The following is a 19191-nucleotide window of genomic DNA, read 5'->3' as shown; positions in this document are numbered from 1 at the left end:
CCGCGCCTTCGCCTTCGTCCACTTGCGTGCCTTGCGCGTCGACCGCTGGTTTCACACCTCTGATGGTTGGCGTGTCAGAGTCATCTTTGATGATCAGCTCACCGGTACCAGTGCCTGTCACGCCCGTCGCACCAGTCACTTTCAGGCTCAGTTTCTCATCGCCTTCGTACGTCGTGTCGTCTTTGGTCGCGACTTCAACGACTAACTTAGTTTCACCCGCTTTAACGGTGTAAGAGCCGTCTACGTTAGGTGTCACTACGTTACCTGCGGCATCTTTCACAACGACGCTGGTGATGTCATCCGCTGTTGCTGTTCCGTAAAGGGTTTCTAGCGTTACGCTTACATCGACGGATGCCGCTTTGCTTAAGCTCACACCAAAGCTCGCGGTTGAGCCTTCGTTAATAACTTTGCTGCCTTCGATACTTACCGATGGGCGGTCATCTGGATTTGGATTTGTTGGATCAACAGGACCTTTACCATCATCTTTGATGATCAGTTCACCGGTTCCCGTACCAGTTACGCCGGTTGCGCCCGTCACTTTCAGGCTCAGTTTCTCGTCACCTTCGTATGTACCGTCGTCTTTGGTCGCGACTTCGACAACTAACTTAGTTTCCCCTGCTTTGACGGTGTAAGAGCCGTCAGCGTTAGCTGTCACTACGTTACCTGCGGCATCTTTCACAACGATGCTGGTGATGTCGTCCGCTGTTGCTGTGCCGTAGAGGGTCTCTAACGTTACGCTCACATCGACTGATGCCGCTTTGCTTAAGCTCACATCGAAACTCGCGGTTGAGCCTTCGTTAATAACTTTGCTGTCTTCGATGCTCACCGCTGGGCGATCGTCTGGATTCACTGGAGGAGTCGGATCGGTTGGGTCTACAGGACCTGTGCCATCATCTTTGATGGTCAGTTCACCTGTTCCCGTGCCAGTTACGCCGGTTGCGCCCGTCACTTTAAGGCTCAGTTTCTCATCGCCTTCGTACGTGCCGTCGTCTTTGGTCTCGACTTCAACGATTAACTTAGTTTCACCCGCTTTGACTGTGTAAGAGCCGTCAGCGTTTGGTGTCACTACGTTACCTGCGGCATCTTTCACAACGACGCTGGTGATGTCGTCCGCGTTCGCCGTGCCGTAAAGGGTTTCTAGCGTAACGCTCACGTCAACTGACGCAGCTTTACTTAAGCTTACATCGAAACTCGCGGTTGAGCCTTCGTTGATGCTCTTGCTGTCTTCGATGCTCACCGATGGGCGGTCATCTGGATTCACTGGCGGAGTAGGATCGGTTGGGTCAACCGGGACTGTGCCGTCATCTTTGATGGTTAGCTCACCCGTACCCGTACCCGTGACGCCGGTTGCACCCGTCACTTTCAGGCTCAGTTTCTCATCACCTTCGTATGTGCCGTCGTCTTTGGTCTCGACTTCAACGATTAACTTAGTTTCACCCGCTTTGACTGTGTAAGAGCCGTCTACGTTAGGTGTCACTACGTTACCTGCGGCATCTTTCACAACAACGCTGGTGATGTCGTCCGCTGTTGCTGTGCCGTATAGGGTTTCTAGTGTTACGCTGACGTCGACTGACGCAGCTTTACTTAAGCTCACATCGAAACTTGCTGTCGAGCCTTCGTTAATCACTTTGCTGTCTTCGATACTCACCGTTGGGCGATCATCTGGATTAACTGGCGAAGTAGGATCGGTTGGGTCTACCGGGCCGGTGCCATCATCTTTGATAGTCAACTCACCTGTACCCGTGCCTGTTACGCCGGTTGCGCCCGTCACTTTCAGGCCCAGTTTCTCATCACCTTCGTATGTGCCGTCGTCTCTGGTCTCGACTTCAACGGTTAACTTAGATTCACCCGCTTTGACTGTGTAAGAGCCGTCAACGTTTGGGGTCACTACGTTACCCGCGGCATCTTTCACAACAATACTTGTGATGTCGTCCGCTGTTGCAGTTCCGTATAACGTCTCTAGCGTAACGCTCACATCGCCTGAAGCAGCTTTACTTAGACTTACTTCGAAAATTGCTGTTGAGCCTTCATTAATAATTTGGCTGTCTTCAATACTTACGGTTGGCTCAACTTCTATTGAACGGAACAGATCAAGCAAACTTAAGCTTTGAGTACGAGACAAACCCAAGCCTTCGAAACCTGTTGTTACAAATTCGGTAACTGGGATGGTTTCGTCACCATCACGCTCAATTGTCCCGCTACTCACTAAGCTCGATCCACGTACACCTGCTGCAGTTGCGAACTCTTCGCCTAACTCTGTAGGATCTTGCCCTTCTTCTAAAGCGGCAAAAATATTTTCAATATCTTGGTCAAGATCGACTTCATCGCCATCTTTTCCTTGTGGCGTAAAGCGCTTAACTGAAACCTGAGATTCAGAATTTGCATTTTGGGATTCTAAAACGACATCCCCAGCTTGTAATGGCTGGCCGTCTTCTAGGACCTTGATTGTGCCATCTATCGAAATAACAATGCGTTGACCTAATGCTAATGCACCGCTCGCATTCAATACTGTCATGTCCATATAAATCCCTAAGCTCATTTTCTGTTTGCGACGTCAAAATAGTGACATCAATTTTATAATCTAGTGACAATATAACATCTAATGTCATATAATTCCTAGCTATGAATTGCATGTTTAATAACTTACAATGTAAACGAATGATAACGGTCACTGAGTGATAATTAAGATGACGAAAACTTCCATATAAGTTATTGTCTTAGGGAAAGATAACCCAAACACTCAAATCAAATTTAAGTACTCAAAATCGACTTAAATTGTACGGCGATCGGTTAACAACTTTACAACCATTTACGAATGCTCATCGGGCATTCGTTATTTTTTTGGCGGTTCATCTAAATTTGATATATTCAAGCTTAAAAGCGACAAACTTAGGTGATACTCCATTTTTGGGAGATTGAAATTGAACTGGATTAAAACGACTACATTAGGGTTGGCTATTGCACTCAGTTTACCGGCTAGCGCGCAAACCTTAGAGCAAGCCGTCGCGTTTACTTTAGAAAGTAACCCTGAAATCAAAGCGGCATATAACCAGTACGTTAGTCAACGTTACCTTAACGATGCTTCTGGTGGAGCTTACCGCCCGAGTATAGATTTAGACGGTGGCATTGGTTACGAATATACGGATTTGGCGACGAATTCGAGCTCAACAGATCTAACACGTAAAGAAGCAGCAATTACGTTGACACAACTCATTTGGGATGGCGCGAATACTTCTAACGACATTGATCGTACCGCTGCTGATGCAGAGTCTGTCCGTTATCAATTGCTATCTAGCGCTCAAGACATTGCACTGCAAGTAACCAAAGTCTATCTTGATTCCGTTAAAGCTTACGAAGTGCTTACACTTTCTGAAAACAATCTGGCGACGCACAAAAATATCTATATAGATATCAAGAAACGAGTTGATTCAGGCATTGGATCTACGGCAGACATGTCTCAGGTAGAAGCTCGTATTGCAAAAGCTCATGGTAATTTGCTGGCAGCTCAAAATAATTTATTTGATGCCCATACTCAATTCAAACGCCTTGTTGGCCAAGCCCCACTAGGCTTGGTATATCCACGTGCTGACGCAGGCTCTATTCCTTATACGATCGACGGTGCTTTGGCAAAAGCCTTTAACCAACACCCGGTTATCAAAATTGCACAAGCTGACGTAGATTCAGCGAAGTTCCAATACAAGCAGTCGAAGAGTACCAACTACCCAACTGTTTCTTTTGAAGCCGCTCAAAGGTGGCGCGATGATGCAGGTGGTACGAAAGGCAACAGCGATGAATTTTCTGCGATGCTCCGCTTAAAGTACAATCTCTATAACGGTGGGGCCGATCAAGACCGTGCCGAAAGTGCCGCTTATCAACTCAACAAAGCAAAAGACCTTCGTGAGAGTACTTACCGCAATGTAGAAGAAAGCTTACGCCTTTCATGGAGCGCTCTTGACTTAACCGTTCAGCAGAAAGATTTCTTGTCGGATCACGTAGACTCGGCTTCTGACACCGTTATCTCTTATGAAAAACAATACCGAATTGGTAAGCGTACCCTTCTCGATCTACTTAACACTGAAAATGAACTCTTCGAAGCACGTAAGGGATTTTTAGACGCTAAGTACGATGTACAATACGCAAAGTATAGAGTCATGAATGCGACAGGTAATCTATTAACAGGGTTACGTGTAGAGACTCCACAAGAATGGAATGAAAAGGTAGAATATTAATGAAGCTTCTCAAAACTATACTCCCACTATGCTTCGTGGTTGCTTCTGCCAACATCATGGCTGAAACAAATGATGAATTCACTTATCGTGCTCTTCCTAGCACCACACAAAGTTATGATCTCGAAGATGATGATAATGATGGTGTTATCAACGCTCGCGATTTATGTATAGACACACAAATTGGCGCTGAAATAGATAATGATGGCTGTGGCTCGTATTTCGAGTCTAGTGAACAAAAAGAACTTCATATTTTGTTTGCTAATGACTCTGCAGAAATCAAACCTGTATTCCTGGGCCAAATCCGTCAAATGGCTGCGTTTCTAAAGCGTTACGAAAACACAAGTATTCAATTGCAAGGTTATGCTAGTAAAGTAGGTAATGCTGAACACAACCTGAAACTGTCAGAAAAGCGAGCGGACAATGTAAGGCGTGCACTTATCAGCAATGGAATTCCACCGTCTAGAGCCTATACCGTAGGTTACGGTGATGTCGGCTTCCGTGACAATGACACCGAAACTAATCATGCACTGAACAGAAAAGTTGTAGCCTCTGTGGTTGGATTTAAAGGTAATATCAAGGAAGAGTGGCATATATTTACTAAAATTGGCAAGTAGATTCAGCCTCACTCCAATCATACTGAAACGTTACGTAAACGTTTCAGTATCCTTATAATTCCTTGATCGCCATATACCTACCCCTTGTATAATGTTAATCTTGGCTTGTTATCAACATAGAGAAATTATTCATGAGCAAACTAACCGCTGATACTCAAGCAAATCTTGAACTTTTCGTTTCTGAAACACAAGAAACTAAACTGGTATGGGGCCTTCGCAATGAAGAAGGTTGGCTAGCATGTGACTCAAGTGAATTCGAAAGCAGCGAAGTGATGCCTTTTTGGTCTTCAAAAGAAGATGCTCAGACTCACAACGTTGAAGAGTGGGCTGACTTCGAAGTATTAGAAATTCCACTAGATATCTTTGTAGAAGATTGGTTACTGACTCTAGCTGAAGACGGCGTTCTTGTTGGTATTAACTGGAATGCAACATTAGAAGGCAAAGAACTTGAGCCTTCTGACCTAGCGAAATTATACATCTAATTTCCGATATCGGTCGTGCGAACAGTACGACCGATACACGTCTGATAAATATCAACAAATTAGAGACTTACCTCGCATAACCTCCTACCCATACCATTCAAAAATTGAAGCAACATCAAACTAATAATAGAATATCGTTCTTTATCTGATAGATAGTTTCTTGTGACTCACTCTGTTTTTATTGCCCTTCTACTGTTCATTAGCTTTTATTCTCATGGCCAAGTATCAACACAAGATCGTCACCAAGACTCTCCTTTCAACTCATCCAATTTAAATTCAAACACAACTCCAAATGCTGATTGGAATGCACTCTATCTCTCGACTCTAACTCATTCCCCATCGCGTGCGTTAAACATGCTGCAAACCCGTTACATTGGCTCAACCGTCTATGGGGATAAGCTTTACCTTTCATCTCTGTTATATCAATACATGAGCCACCGAGATCAACCGTTCTATGGAATCGCTTCAAACGACAGTGAGTACCAAGCGATTGAACAAACGTTTATTTATGCTTTAATGAAAGATGGCCAAGGCCAATATGAGGAAGCGCAACAAAGCTTTCTGACACTATTGGCGAAGATGCAATCACGCAGTGATTTGACTGGAAGAGCCCTGCTAAAATACCAGCTATGCCGATCGCTTAACGAGCAAGCTAAATATCATCAAGCGAACTATTACTGTTCTGCGCTTCAATCAGATTTACATAACATCGCTGACCCTGTGTTACCAAAGTTTGGTACTTATCGAGTCATCGCCAACAATCACCATTTCCGCAGTGACTATCAAGCCGCGCTAGATACCTACCTATCACTGATAAACGTGTTCCCACAAGGACATGACATTTCGGGGATCTATAATGATGTGGGTAACTTGCTTAAAGAATTAAAGCAATATGAAAAATCGGCAGAGTACCTCAAAGAAGCACTCACATTAAGAGAAAGTGCTTCTGATTTGATGAAAGCACAAGTGCATCATAGCCTTGCAGATCTCTACCTTAACCAAGAGCAAAGTGACTTAGCAATTAACCACTTTCAAACAGCAAGAACACTGCTGAGCTCATCTTCACATAGCTACGGTATCGCACTAACAAGTCTTGGCTTAGGAAAAGCTTACACTCAAATTAGGGACTATGATTTGGCAAGAGGTTACTTAGTCAACTCTCTGTCAGCTTCGAATGAATTGAGTAACGACGTCATTCGTATTAACGCTTACTTGGCGATAAGCGATATGTTCGAAGAGCAAAAGCTGACAAACGAGGCGCTCAATTATGCTCAGCAAGCTCTAGAAGTATCCGAGCAAGTCACAAGACACAAGTACATCGCTCAGTCACTCTTGCAGCTTTCCGACCTTCATCAAACGCTCAGCGATTACCAACAAGCTTTCTATTTCTACCAGCGATACTCATCTATACAAATTGAAACACGCGATATCGATAACAGGTTGGCTTTTGAAGCACTAGACCTGACCCACGCTAAATATGAGCAAGAATTGGAAAATTCTTTCCTGATAAATCAGACAAAGCTCGACCGCGTTCAAATTGAAAAAATGGAACATCAAAGATGGTTGTACAACATCATTGTTATTCTGTTGCTGTGCGCCGCAAGCTTTACGGTATTAGCAAACAAAACGATTCGCGCAAAAGCTTCCATTGATGCGATGACAAAAGCGTATGGCCGGACCGAAATAATACGAAGAATCAAACGAGTCAGACGCTGTAAAGGAACGGACAAGCAACATGTCCTCGTTCTGCTCGATCTGGATAAATTCAAGACGATCAATGATGAGCATGGACACCCTACCGGTGATAGAGCGCTCGTCCATATTAGTCAACAAATAAGAAAGCACTTAATGAGTGATGAATTGTTTGGCCGCTTAGGCGGTGAAGAGTTTCTTATCATGCTGACCGACACTAAACCTTCTGAAGTACGAGAGCGTGTTGAAGAATTACACTACGCAATATCAAGCACTGTCTTCTTATCAGAAAGCAAAAAGCCACTTAATGTAACCGCGAGTTTTGCTTATCTAGCAACCTCAAACGCATTAAGTGACTTTGATGACTTGTACTCTGTGCTTGACCAAGCACTGTATCAAGCAAAGAGCAACGGCCGAAACTGCATCATTGATGCTTACAACGAACCAATTGATTGACCTGAGGTTATTTATTCTCAGTCTGTTTGCGAACCAACTCAGCCATAATACCTTCACGATCACCTAGGTAATCGTTAAGGCCAACTTTACGCAGTTCACACGCTGGGCAATCGCCACAACCATCACCGATGATGCCATTGTAACAAGTCAGTGTTTTATTGCGAACAAGCTCAAGTGCTGAGTACTGGTCTGCCAACGCCCATGTTTCAGCTTTGTTGAGCCACATTAACGGTGTTTTAATATCAAGTGGCTTGTCCATACCTTGTACAAGCGCAGAGTTCATCGCTTTCACAAAGTCATTACGACAATCAGGGTAGCCTGAGAAATCAGTTTCACACACGCCCGTGATTACGGTATTTGCACCGATTTGGTAAGCGTAAATACCCGCCAAAGTTAAGAACAGAATATTACGACCAGGAACAAAAGAGTTTGGTAGTCCATTCTCTTGTAGCTCATGAGACACAGGGATATCGTCGCGAGTCAGAGAGCTGATAGCCAGTTCATTCAACAGAGTCACATCCATCACTTTGTGTGCTTTCACACCAAGATCTTTTGACAACGACTCAGCCACTTCAATCTCGAGTCTATGGCGCTGACCATAATCAAACGTAATCGCATGAACTTCATCATACTCTTTTAAAGCTTGAACAAGACACGTTGTTGAGTCTTGACCACCACTGAATACTACCACTGCTTTTTTCATCTTAAATCCTTACGAGAATCTTCTACTAGCGACTTATCTAGGCCAGTAAACAAATGCAACCTATGCGATGCTCAAATATTTGTGAGTTTGTATTGATAAGCGCCAATTACGCTCAATGCAGGTATCAATACAAAGCTGAGTAGCGCGGTCTTTTTGGCTGATTGGTTGCAGAGCGATAACAGTGTCGCTAGCAACCGCAGCTCGCTCCAATAAACCGTCAAGTTGTTCGATGTCTTTGCTTGTGCCTACTGGATGCTTAATTTCATTCGCACGAACGAGTGCGCTATCAAGGATATCCAATTTGGCTTTCATTGCGATTTTTGGTGACACCGTAACCCAAGTATCCAGTGTGGCTTTTACTTCTGATGTTCCGCTGGTCTCAATCTGACAGCGACAACCGTGCTGCTCAAATGCTTCAGTAAGAGGGACAAGATCATAGATGCACGGCTCACCACCAGTAATCACAATGTGCTTCGCGGTGTAACCTTGCTTGATATATTCATTCACGATTCCTTGCGCATCAATTGCAGACCAAGTCGGTGAATCCTCTGTCTTAACCATAATATCACCAAGGCTCGTTTCATCTTCCGGCAACGCTTCCCAAGTCTGTTTGGTATCACACCAAGAACAGCCTACAGGGCAAATTTGCAGTCGAACAAAAACAGCAGGAACGCCGGTAAATACGCCCTCGCCCTGGATGGTTTCAAACATTTCATTAATCTTGTACAACTTACCCTCAGCTCAATCATTTGATGAAATTAATCAACCGCAGACCTTAAAGCACTTGCCCCTTTTGGTCAAACAAATGAGTACTGATAAATGAGTTGATCAAAGCCCTAGCCTGAACTTTCAAGTTCCCTTATCCTTTCGCCCATTAGATTTCGTTAGCTTTTAATTTTTTCGTAAGGAACAACATGTACAAACTGATTGCTCTTGATATGGATGGCACACTACTTAACAGTGAAAAAGTGATTTCTCAAGAGAACAAAGACGCGATAGCTAAAGCTCGCGCTGCAGGTGTGAAAGTGGTTCTGGCTTCTGGTCGTCCTTTAGAAGGCATGCAGAGTAAGTTAGACGAGCTTTCAATCAACGGCGAAGATGACTTTGTACTCTTCTACAACGGCTCTGTGGTTCAGAATGTATCGACAAAAGAGATCATTCACAGCGAGATTAGCAATGGTAAAGCCGCGAAACAGATTGCTGCATTAGCACAAGAGCTAGGTGGTTATGTGCATGCCTTCAGCAAGGTTCATGGCTTAATAACACCTGAAAACAATGATTGTCGCGGAACCAAGCAAGCTGACCGAAATCATCAGCAAGTTGCCACAAGAACTTAAGACTCAGTTTACTATCGTGCAAAGTGCACCATTCTTCTTAGAGTTCTTAAACCCAAATTCAAACAAGGGTGTCGGTATTGAAGCAATCGCTAAACATTTGGGGATTACAGCGAAAGAAGTGATCTGCATGGGCGATGCTGAAAACGATCACCATATGCTTGAATACGCGGGCATGGGTATTGCGATGGAAAACGCAATGGAAGAAACCAAGAAACTGGCGGATCACATCACAGCGGCCAACGACGACCACGGAGTCGCCGTCGCGATTGAAAAGTTTATCTTCAACTCGTAAACGGTCAATAGGCTCGAGTGAGAATTACTTTTTGCTTGTTTCACAAATGACAAAGGCTGTGCACTGCACAGCCTTTTTTGATTTTATGTTCGTCGGTTCGCCTACTCTCTTTTCCATGGCAGACGAAACGCCACGACACCAAATAGAATCAAGATTGGGAAACGTAAGGTCTCAACAATAAATGAAGCGATGCCACTGAATGAGACGAAACTTCCAGCCCAGCTAATCAGCAGATTCCCCGCTAACAACATCGCCATCACTCCAAATACAATCTTGAATGAGAAGTGGCCGACCAAAGGCTTCGAGTCCGTTAACGTTACTAAGCATGCAATCGTCATCAAAATTGCCACCCAGAAAGAAAATGTTGGCAGAGGCCATATAACCGTGAGAACAATCGACAGTAAGCACAATGCCCACCAGACACCTTTAGAGCTTAACAAGGCACTAATATCAACATCAGGTTTCGCATCTAATCTCACGATGTGCCAAGTCGTTAACGCGCCCAATACGCCTCCCATTATGACATCACTAAAGAACGCACTGCCTGAATAAGACTTAAATAGCATGATCCACAGTAGGCCAGTGAGCACAATCAAAATCGATTTTTGCTCCAAGAGGCGCTTTAGTTTCCAAAAGACTAACAAGGTTAAACTCACCCATAAGCCAGCCAATAAACTTGGAAAGCTATACCCACTGCTCATCACTAGTTTCAATGTTGGCAAGTAAGCATGCGGACGTGGAAAACCAAACCCTTGGTGGGCGATTAAAGTGAGCAGTGTCACCGAAATCAAAGTGAAGCCAAACTTTAACGCGAAGTTACGGCCAAAATGCCAAGCAATTAGCGGCAATATCACGATGAAAACCCAAGGCTTCGCTAACGAGTCAGTTAAAAGTACAGTATTCGCAAACAAGCTTGGCATCTTATCGAACACGTTTTGAAGCGACACAATCCAATTTAGTTCAACTTGATGGGCTTTCGGTGCCGCGCCCACCAGCTCAGTCACATACGTCACAGGTTGATCTGTCGCAGATAAAAACAGCTCGTTAATCTCAGACCACTGTTCTGGGTAGCGGTATTGGTGATCTTGCAATTCAGTAGGAGGAAGTAACATCGCACGGCTGACTTCCACGCCGTAATGAGGCGCAAACCAAATCGGCAACTCAAAGCCACCTAATTCATTCCGAGCCTTGTAGCTGATCACTTCAGAGTCAGAAATACAATCAAACACGACGGCACTGTCGGTATAACCCAGTACATCACCGACCGTTACCGACAAACCCGCCTCTTCCCACGTTTCACGTTGCGCCGCGACTGCTGGCGGCTCACCTGAAACAACAGTGCCTCCCGGTAGAGACAATTGACCTGTGATCAACTCATCAACCAACACGATTTGGTTATCAGCACGTACTACACACAAAGCGCCCGCGATATGATCGGGCAAAGTGTTGCTTGCCCAAGCGGAAGTAGTACTCAAAAGAGATAATATGAAAACTAATAAATATCGAATAGCCAACGAGTTTACCTAAAAAATAATAGAAGAAATTTAAGACTGCTAATACACGAGTCTATTGTAATCAAACACGCACAAAATCGCTGCCTACGTTTTGTGCAAAGCCTTCCTCATCCATTGAATGTGAGGAGTAAACCCCATTTTTTGATAGAAGTCCTTGGCAGGTGAATTAAAGTCCCAAACCTCTACAAAGACTTGTTCAACCCCATAATCATCAAAAGTCGCTTCAACTTTGCTAAACAACTTTTCAGCAATCGATTCTTTTCGATAATCAGGCAAGACAAACAGTTCATCGACACTCCCCATCGGCACCGGTTTACTCACCGTTGAGATAAGCTCACAAAAATGTCCGGAGATAAAGCCAACAATGAGCTCACCTTTTAATGCCACATAAACTAAGCATTCAGGATCATCCAAGTAACGTGCAATGCTTTTTTCCTGCTCAATCTCTTCTGCCGTTTTAAAGTGCTCTGGGCTAGCAAGGTGGTGGTGATGGTGGAGATCGAACATTAACTCGTTAAGTTGTTCCAAATCCGTGTGCTTTGCAGCCCTTAAGATGACATTCATGACTATTGCGCTTCTCAAACCAAATTAATATCTAAACTGAGTCTAGTTTACTTGGCGTGAGTATCTATACAAGTTATTGAATTAATTCATTGTTTGAAGTGCGTATTTTAGATACAAAAACGGCCACATTACGTGGCCATTCTGTTTGAATTATTTTGAATTAAACGAATATCTAGGCATTAGCTTTTGCTGTAGCTTCAGCTTTATGCACCATTGTCCTCTTTCTCTTCTTTGAGATCAGCAAGCTGTTGTTCTAGTTCAATAAGCTTAATTTCAGCCTCTACTTCAGCAACTCGCTTTTCTGCATCGGTGCGATTGTCTTGCGCTAGACCATCAGCAGTAACTTGGGTTCGTTGTGCGTTTCTTGCATCATCCGCATCTTTCATTGAACCAGCAACACCACCAGTCACACCACCCAATGCAGCACCCTTCGCGGCTAAGCCCGCATCTCCAGTTAGAGCGCCTGCTGTCGCTCCTAATAAAGCACCACCCACAGCACCACGATTACGTGCAGCATTCTCATTTTCGTTATCCATTGCTGGTGATGCGCAACCAGAAAGAGTCACAATCAGTGTCGCTAAAAGAAAAGGTTTAGTGAATTTCATAGGAGTCTCGCTTAGTTCTTCGTTTGGAGTAGAGCCATCTTAAGCAGAACCGTTAATGAGATAAATAAAGCCACGTTTAGACGATACATCATGTTCAGTTATGTATCATTCAACCATCGCATAAGTGCTTATTGATATATATCTTTGAGCTCGCCTTAGCCTGACAAACAAAAAAGGCGACCAATAAGGTCTCCTCAATCTAGCTTTCTCAATAATTTTTGTATTTCACATGTCGCTCTTAGCCTTTGGACCAAAAGTTTTGCATATTTTCTGCGCTAGGTGGTGGCCTAACACCGCAATCTCGATAATGATTTTTATCGCCGATCCCCAGTATCTTGCCATTTTCGTCATCAATCATAGCGGCTACTTTGACACCGTCTCCCACATGACGAGTCAACACGACAATTTCACCAGCTCTTTCAGACCTTACCGCGCCTAAGATTTGATATTCGTAGCGACCTTTCCTTGAATTAACGATCATCTTCGAGTTAATCGGGTTGGCTTCATACCCCACGCCCATATCAAAAACTGCTTGATAGAGATCGACGCCAGTCTTGGACACACATTTAAATATCTTGGGATGACTCAATGGCTCTAACAACGCTCTACTCGCTTCATCCTTTGAAATACTGGCACTAGCAGCACCACTGACCAGTAAAGCAATCAACCAAAAGTAAGCTCGCATAAAAAAGACCTCAATATGTGGGATTCATAATGAGGTCATAGTAAACGCAATGGATAAGCGGATGAATAAAGTAGAGTTTAGGTAAACCATCACGCTGGCTTATGTATAAATCAACCAGCCGAAGATTATACTACCTAAACTGCGACGTCTATTTGCCGAGCTTTTCAGCAATTTCAGTTAAGCTGGTAGGGTCGTCAATCGTCGAAGGCACCACATATTGCTCACCTTCTGCGATCTGTCGGATAGTTCTGCGTAAGATCTTACCTGAACGTGTCTTGGGTAGTCTCTCAACAACCAAGGCTTGCTTAAAACAAGCTACCGCGCCAATCTCATTACGAACCTTGCCAACCAACTCCGCTTGCAACTCAATACCATCGACTTTTACGCCATCTTTCAGCACAACGAAACCAAGAGGTAACTGCCCTTTTAAGTCATCGTGAATACCGACTACCGCACATTCTGCAATGGCTGGGTGACCACCCACGATCTCTTCCATTTCTCCCGTCGACAGACGGTGTCCCGCTACGTTTATCACATCGTCGATACGGCCCATGATAAATAGATACCCATCTTCATCAAGATAGCCACCGTCCCCAGAAACATAATAGCCCGGGAACTGACTCAAATAGCCGGATTCAAACCGATCATGATTGCGCCATACCGTGGGTAAACAACCAGGCGGCAATGGTCGTTTAAGTGCCACAAACCCTTGTTGATTCGTTTGTGCGATTTCACCCAACTCATTGAGGATCTCCACTTGGTAACCGGGTACTGGCTTGGTTGAAGAGCCCGCTTTCACTGGTAAAGATTCTAACCCTGTTGGATTGGCGGAAATGGCCCAACCTGTTTCGGTTTGCCACCAATGATCGATAACTGGTTTATTGGTATGAGACTCAACCCAATCCAATGTTGGAGGGTCTAAACGCTCGCCAGCCATAAAAATCGACTTGAGCGATGATAAATCATACTTGGTGAGCAACTCGCCTTCGGGATCTTCTTTCTTGATTGCCCTAAACGCTGTTGGCGCAGAAAACAATACATCGACCTTGTACTCTTCACACACACGCCAGAATGCGCCGGGATCTGGCGTTCGTACTGGCTTGCCTTCAAACAAAATGGTCGTACAGCCATGAATCAATGGCGCATACACAATGTAGGAATGCCCCACTACCCAACCGACATCAGAAGCTGCCCAAAACACACCATCTTGCGGCATATCGTAAATAGTGCTCATCGAGTATTTCATCGCAACCGCATGACCACCATTATCGCGCACCACGCCTTTTGGCTTACCCGTCGTCCCTGATGTATACAAGATATATAGTGGGTCAGTCGCTAGAACAGGCACACATACGTGAGGCAAAGCATCCTCAACCGCTTGTTGCCAAAGTACATCACGTTCGTTGTTCAATTCGGCTAGAGACTGCTCTCTTTGGAATACCACGACTTTCTCAGGCTTCCAACGACTGTCCATGATCGCCCTGTCGACCATCGGCTTATATGGCAGAACTTTATTTATCTCGACACCGCAGGATGCAGTAATCAACACCTTGGGCTCGGCATCTTCAATTCGAACGGCAAGCTCATGAGGAGCAAAACCACCAAACACCACCGAATGCACCGCGCCTAGTCGTGCACAGGCTAGCATTGCCATGGCAGCTTCAGGAATCATTGGCATGTAGATCACCACACGATCACCTTTGGTAACGCCTTGCGTGGCTAACATACCTGCGACTTTAGCCACTTGTTCACGCAATTGATTGTAAGTGTACGAGGATTGAGTTCCTGTAACTGGAGAGTCGTAAATCAGCGCGGTATTGCCACCTCGCCCATTTTCACAATGGTAATCCAGCGCGAGCCAGCAGGTGTTCATCACCCCATCAGGAAACCAACGTTCAATACCGTTATCGTCAGTTTGTAATATCGTTTTTGGTGGTTCAAACCAATCTATCGCTTGTGCTTGTGTTTCCCAGAACGAATTGGGGTCTTCCCTAGCCCATTGATACTCGGTGATATAGTCTGTTTTTCTGTTCATTCGATTCGTAGCAGACATAGTGCCTCCTCCATGATTTATCCATTAGTCCAAGCGCCTAGCTTTTGGCAGTAGCACTTGATTGCACTCTTTTCTCAGCGTTGTGCTCGTGAACATTTAACCGTTCACGACAATCGCTTTACTTAGGAAAAGGCACTCGAATGGCACCTTCCATGATCACTCGGGCACTACGACTCATAATTGCCCGTTCTATTTTCCACCCGCTTTCCGTCTGAATAGCTTTAGCACCCACTTTTAAGGTTCCTGATGGATGACCAAAGGTAACAAAATCTCGGGAACCCTCACCGACTGCCAAGTTCACTAACGTACCTGGCACACTCGCCGCTGAAGCAATGGCGACCGCTGCCGTACCCATCATGGCGTGATGCAGTTGTCCCATAGACAAAGCACGCACCAGAAGGTCAGTATCTTCGACAGCAACCGATTTACCACTGGAGGCTTGGTACGCTTGAGGCTTAGCAACAAACGCGACTTTAGGTGTATGTTGACGTGATTCAGCTTGTTCTAAAGAATCGATAAGACCCATCGCTACTGCACCATGTGCTCGTATGGATTCAAACAGAGCCAAGGCTTTGGTATCACTATTGATATCTGATTGAAGTTCAGTGCCTTGGTAACCAACCGATTCAGCATCAACAAAAATGGTGGGTATCCCAGCATTAATGTATGTCGCTTTGATGCAACCCAGATCGGGAACATCTAAAAAATCGACAACATTCCCTGTTGGGAACATAGAGCCACTCGCATCGGCGGGGTCTAGAAAATCAACTTGGATCTCAGCGGCGGTGAAAGTGACACCATCGAGTTCAAAATCACCTAACTCTTGTACTTCACCTTTAACGATAGGCACGTGAACAATGATGGTTTTTTCTATATTCACTTGCCACACTCGCACCTCGACCACGCCGTTTTCTGGAATACGATTCGAATTAACCAATCCACCATGAATAGCAAATGGGCCCACTGCAGCAGACAAATTACCGCAGTTACCGCTCCAATCAACGAACGGCTTATCTATCGCAACTTGACCGAAGAGATAATCAACATCGTGATCGGCCTTACTACTTTTCGAAACAATAACGGTTTTGCTGGTGCTAGATGTTGCACCACCCATACCATCGGTTTGTTTGCCATAAGGATCCGGGCTGCCAATCACACGCAGAAGTAATGCGTCTCGTGCTTCTCCGGCGACTTGCGCAGCTTCAGGTAACTCTTCTAAATTGAAAAAGACACCTTTGCTTGTTCCGCCCCGCATATAAGTTGCAGGCACTTTGATCTGTTTAGTGTTCATCACAAGCTCCTACTGTGCAAGAAAGTCTTTGGCGAAACGTTGCAACACGCCACCAGCGCTATAAACATTCACTTCGTCTGCGGTGTCTAGTCGGCAGGTCACGGGAACATCAAGCTTTTCACCGTTTCTACGAGTGATGACTAGAGCCAAATCAGAACCTGCTTCAATGTCGCCGTACACGTCGTAAAGCTCGGTGCCATCCAACTCTAAGGTATTGCGATTCGTTCCTACTTTGAACTGCAGAGGCAATACCCCCATGCCAACTAAGTTGGTTCTGTGAATTCTTTCAAATCCTTCAGCCACAATCACTTCAACACCCGCTAAACGCACACCTTTGGCAGCCCAGTCACGTGATGAACCTTGTCCATAATCGGCACCAGCAACGACAATCAAGGGTTGTTTACGATTCATGTAGGTTTCAATCGCTTCCCACATTCGCGTAACTTGACCTTCAGGTTCAACTCTTGCTAATGAACCTTGCACGACTTCTCCAGCGTCCTTCACCATTTCGTTAAACAGCTTAGGGTTGGCGAATGTTGCTCGTTGCGCGGTTAAGTGATCGCCTCGATGGGTCGCGTAAGAGTTAAAGTCCTCTTCGGGCACTTCCATTTTGGTGAGGTATTCCCCCGCAGCGCTCGAAGCGAGAATCGCATTTGAAGGGGATAAGTGATCTGTGGTGATGTTGTCACCCAGAATCGCTAAAGGTCTCATACCAGATAGGCTTCGTTCTCCCGCAAGAGCACCTTCCCAATAAGGTGGTCTGCGAATATAGGTACTTTGAGGTCGCCAGTCATAAAGCGGTTCAGTCGTCACCTGATCCTCATCTGGCTGGAACATTTTCACGTAGATTTGTTGGAATTGCTGAGGCTTAACGTGCTCACCGACAACGGCATCGATCTCGGCATCACTCGGCCATAAATCACTTAAGTAGATTGGCTTACCATTGTTGTCGGTGCCTAAGCTGTCTTTCTCGATATCAAAGCGAATCGTGCCAGCCAACGCGTAAGCAACCACCAATGGCGGTGAGGCTAAAAACGCTTGTTTGGCATAAGGGTGGATTCGACCATCAAAGTTTCGATTCCCCGATAACACCGCGGTTGAATACAGGTCGCGGTCGATGATCTCTTGTTGGATTTTAGGATCCAACGCCCCACTCATTCCGTTACAGGTAGTACACGCATAACCGACGATACCGAAGCCTAATTGTTCCAGCTCAGGAAGCAAACCTGCCGACTCGAGATAGAGCTTGGCAACTTTAGAACCTGGAGCAAATGACGTTTTCACCCACGGCTTACGAACTAATCCAAGCTGATTGGCTTTCTTGGCCACCAATGCTGCGGCGACCACGTTTCTTGGATTACTGGTGTTTGTACAAGAAGTAATTGCAGCAATAATCACAGCACCATCGGGCATTTGTTCATCGCTATATTTCGCCGAATGTTGTTCTTTCCACAATGATTGGCTAATGCCTTGTTTGGTAAGTTCACTGGTTGGTAAACGACGATGGGGATTGGATGGCCCTGCAAGGTTGCGCTCAACTTTAGACAAATCAAACTCAAGCACACGTTCGTACTGAGCGGAATCTAAATCATCGGCCCATAAGCCAGTTTGCTTAGCGTATAGCTCAACTAACTCAACCTGTTCAGGCTCGCGTCCTGTCAGCTTTAGGTATTGTATGGTCTGTTCATCGATATAGAACATACCTGCTGTCGCGCCGTATTCTGGTGTCATATTCGATATAGTGGCGCGGTCGCCAATAGTCAGTGCACGAGCACCTTCACCAAAGAACTCTAAGTAACTAGAAACCACTTTTTCATTTCGAAGGAACTCAGTAATCGCAAGCACAATATCCGTTGCGGTTATCCCTTCTTGTCGTTGACCCGTCAGTTTAACGCCCACGATGTCTGGCAAACGCATCATAGACGGACGACCGAGCATCACAGTCTCAGCTTCCAAACCACCTACACCTATTGCAATAACACCCAGAGCATCAACATGAGGAGTATGACTGTCGGTGCCGACACAAGTATCAGGGAAAGCGATACCTTCTTTGGATTGAATAACCGGAGACATTTTCTCCAAGTTAATCTGGTGCATGATCCCGTTCCCCGCAGGAATCACACTCACGTTCTTAAACGCGGTTTTACACCATTCTATAAAGTGAAAACGGTCTTCGTTTCTGCGATCTTCAATCGCTCGGTTTTTATCAAACGCTTCGCTATCAAAACCCGCGTGTTCCACTGCCAGCGAATGGTCAACAATCAATTGAGTTTCGACAACGGGATTCACCTTGGCAGGGTCTCCGCCTTGGTCGGCAATCGCGTCTCTTAATCCAGCCAAATCAACCAAAGCTGTTTGACCTAGAATGTCATGACACACCACGCGCGCAGGATACCAAGGAAAATCTAAGTCGCTCTTGCGTTCAATGATCTGTTTTAAGCTGTCTTCAAGGGTTTCAGGATCACAGCGTCTTACTAATTGCTCTGCTAATACTCTCGACGTATAAGGCAAGGTTTTGTAAGCACCTGGGGATATTGCTTCTACCGCTTCGCAAGCGTCGAAATATTCTAAGCCCGTTCCCGGTAGAACCTTTCGATACTTGTTTTCATCAAGCTCTTGGTTTCTTTCAAGTTTTACATCAGACATACATCCACCATTATCTGTCAAATTCTAT

General features: G+C 45.1%; 14 protein-coding genes and 1 pseudogene. 5 read left to right on the top strand and 10 right to left on the bottom strand.

Translation table 11 applies throughout. The features are described 5' to 3' along the window. A partial coding sequence (locus ACED59_RS11530) for a Calx-beta domain-containing protein (RefSeq protein ID WP_371731364.1) occupies positions 1-2521 on the bottom strand: 2521 nt, incomplete at its 3' end. Positions 2522-2921: 400 nt separating this feature from the next. Here ACED59_RS11530 and ACED59_RS11525 point away from each other — a divergent pair. The 4 genes from ACED59_RS11525 (at position 2922) to ACED59_RS11510 (ending at position 7473) form a co-directional block, all read left to right on the top strand. Continuing rightward, on the top strand, positions 2922-4229 hold the full coding sequence (locus ACED59_RS11525) for a TolC family outer membrane protein (RefSeq protein ID WP_009846631.1): 1308 nt from the start codon (positions 2922-2924) through the stop codon (positions 4227-4229). Continuing rightward, positions 4229-4843: an OmpA family protein gene (locus ACED59_RS11520; RefSeq protein WP_017098852.1), complete on the top strand. Its 615-nt coding sequence runs from the start codon at positions 4229-4231 to the stop codon at positions 4841-4843. Before ACED59_RS11525 ends, ACED59_RS11520 begins: the two co-directional genes overlap by 1 nt. Before the next feature lie 131 nt (positions 4844-4974). Next, positions 4975-5325 carry a DUF2750 domain-containing protein gene (locus ACED59_RS11515; protein ID WP_004733613.1) on the top strand — a complete coding sequence of 117 codons (351 nt, stop codon included), beginning with the start codon at positions 4975-4977 and terminating at the stop codon, positions 5323-5325. A 162-nt stretch (positions 5326-5487) separates the two neighbouring features. Further along, positions 5488-7473, top strand: a complete 1986-nt coding sequence (locus ACED59_RS11510) for a diguanylate cyclase (RefSeq protein WP_069595542.1) — start codon at positions 5488-5490, stop codon at positions 7471-7473. Positions 7474-7480: 7 nt separating this feature from the next. Here the strand turns inward: ACED59_RS11510 and queC are convergent, their stop codons facing one another. Next, a complete protein-coding gene (queC, locus tag ACED59_RS11505) occupies positions 7481-8176 on the bottom strand; it encodes a 7-cyano-7-deazaguanine synthase QueC (RefSeq protein ID WP_017098535.1) in 696 nt (231 codons plus the stop codon). 60 nt (positions 8177-8236) lie between these two features. Continuing rightward, the gene (gene queE, locus ACED59_RS11500; protein ID WP_017098536.1) at positions 8237-8905 is read right to left on the bottom strand and encodes a 7-carboxy-7-deazaguanine synthase QueE; all 669 of its coding nucleotides are present in this window, start codon (positions 8903-8905) and stop codon (positions 8237-8239) included. Positions 8906-9090: 185 nt separating this feature from the next. Between queE and ACED59_RS11495 the strand changes: the two are divergent. Then, positions 9091-9805, top strand: a pseudogene (locus ACED59_RS11495) (Cof-type HAD-IIB family hydrolase). A 101-nt stretch (positions 9806-9906) separates the two neighbouring features. Here the strand turns inward: ACED59_RS11495 and ACED59_RS11490 are convergent. From ACED59_RS11490 to acnD, 7 genes are all read right to left on the bottom strand, one after another. Next, positions 9907-11319: an NUDIX domain-containing protein gene (locus tag ACED59_RS11490; RefSeq protein ID WP_069595541.1), complete on the bottom strand. Its 1413-nt coding sequence runs from the start codon at positions 11317-11319 to the stop codon at positions 9907-9909. An 84-nt stretch (positions 11320-11403) separates the two neighbouring features. Then, entirely contained in the window at positions 11404-11883 is a 480-nt protein-coding gene (locus ACED59_RS11485) for a GNAT family N-acetyltransferase (RefSeq protein WP_017069368.1), read from the bottom strand. A gap of 203 nt (positions 11884-12086) precedes the next feature. Then, entirely contained in the window at positions 12087-12488 is a 402-nt protein-coding gene (locus ACED59_RS11480) for a hypothetical protein (protein WP_017096690.1), read from the bottom strand. Between the two features lie 238 nt (positions 12489-12726). Beyond that, the gene (locus ACED59_RS11475) at positions 12727-13173 is read right to left on the bottom strand and encodes a hypothetical protein (protein WP_017096691.1); all 447 of its coding nucleotides are present in this window, start codon (positions 13171-13173) and stop codon (positions 12727-12729) included. Between the two features lie 148 nt (positions 13174-13321). Further along, positions 13322-15226, bottom strand: coding sequence for a propionyl-CoA synthetase (locus tag ACED59_RS11470; protein ID WP_017096692.1), 1905 nt, complete (start codon positions 15224-15226; stop codon positions 13322-13324). Positions 15227-15344: 118 nt separating this feature from the next. After that, a complete protein-coding gene (gene prpF, locus ACED59_RS11465; protein WP_017096693.1) occupies positions 15345-16517 on the bottom strand; it encodes a 2-methylaconitate cis-trans isomerase PrpF in 1173 nt (390 codons plus the stop codon). Between the two features lie 9 nt (positions 16518-16526). Further along, complete coding sequence (acnD, locus tag ACED59_RS11460; protein WP_017096694.1) at positions 16527-19163, bottom strand: Fe/S-dependent 2-methylisocitrate dehydratase AcnD; 2637 nt, start codon at positions 19161-19163, stop codon at positions 16527-16529. Positions 19164-19191: the final 28 nt, after the last annotated feature.

The sequence above is a fragment of the Vibrio sp. FF266 genome (assembly GCF_041439695.1).
Classification (GTDB): domain Bacteria; phylum Pseudomonadota; class Gammaproteobacteria; order Enterobacterales; family Vibrionaceae; genus Vibrio; species Vibrio tasmaniensis_A.
Note: the sequence above shows the minus strand (reverse complement) of the source record. Positions and strands in the feature narration are given on the sequence as shown.

Excerpts from the sequence above, each read along its gene's own strand:
- ACED59_RS11520 (WP_017098852.1), top strand. The coding sequence starts at position 4,229 with ATGAAGCTTCTCAAAACTATACTCCCACTATGCTTCGTGGTTGCTTCT.
- ACED59_RS11515 (WP_004733613.1), top strand. The coding sequence starts at position 4,975 with ATGAGCAAACTAACCGCTGATACTCAAGCAAATCTTGAACTTTTCGTT.
- queC (WP_017098535.1), bottom strand. The coding sequence starts at position 8,176 with ATGAAAAAAGCAGTGGTAGTATTCAGTGGTGGTCAAGACTCAACAACG.
- ACED59_RS11485 (WP_017069368.1), bottom strand. The coding sequence starts at position 11,883 with ATGAATGTCATCTTAAGGGCTGCAAAGCACACGGATTTGGAACAACTT.
- ACED59_RS11480 (WP_017096690.1), bottom strand. The coding sequence starts at position 12,488 with ATGAAATTCACTAAACCTTTTCTTTTAGCGACACTGATTGTGACTCTT.
- ACED59_RS11475 (WP_017096691.1), bottom strand. The coding sequence starts at position 13,173 with ATGCGAGCTTACTTTTGGTTGATTGCTTTACTGGTCAGTGGTGCTGCT.
- ACED59_RS11470 (WP_017096692.1), bottom strand. The coding sequence starts at position 15,226 with ATGTCTGCTACGAATCGAATGAACAGAAAAACAGACTATATCACCGAG.
- prpF (WP_017096693.1), bottom strand. The coding sequence starts at position 16,517 with ATGAACACTAAACAGATCAAAGTGCCTGCAACTTATATGCGGGGCGGA.
- acnD (WP_017096694.1), bottom strand. The coding sequence starts at position 19,163 with ATGTCTGATGTAAAACTTGAAAGAAACCAAGAGCTTGATGAAAACAAG.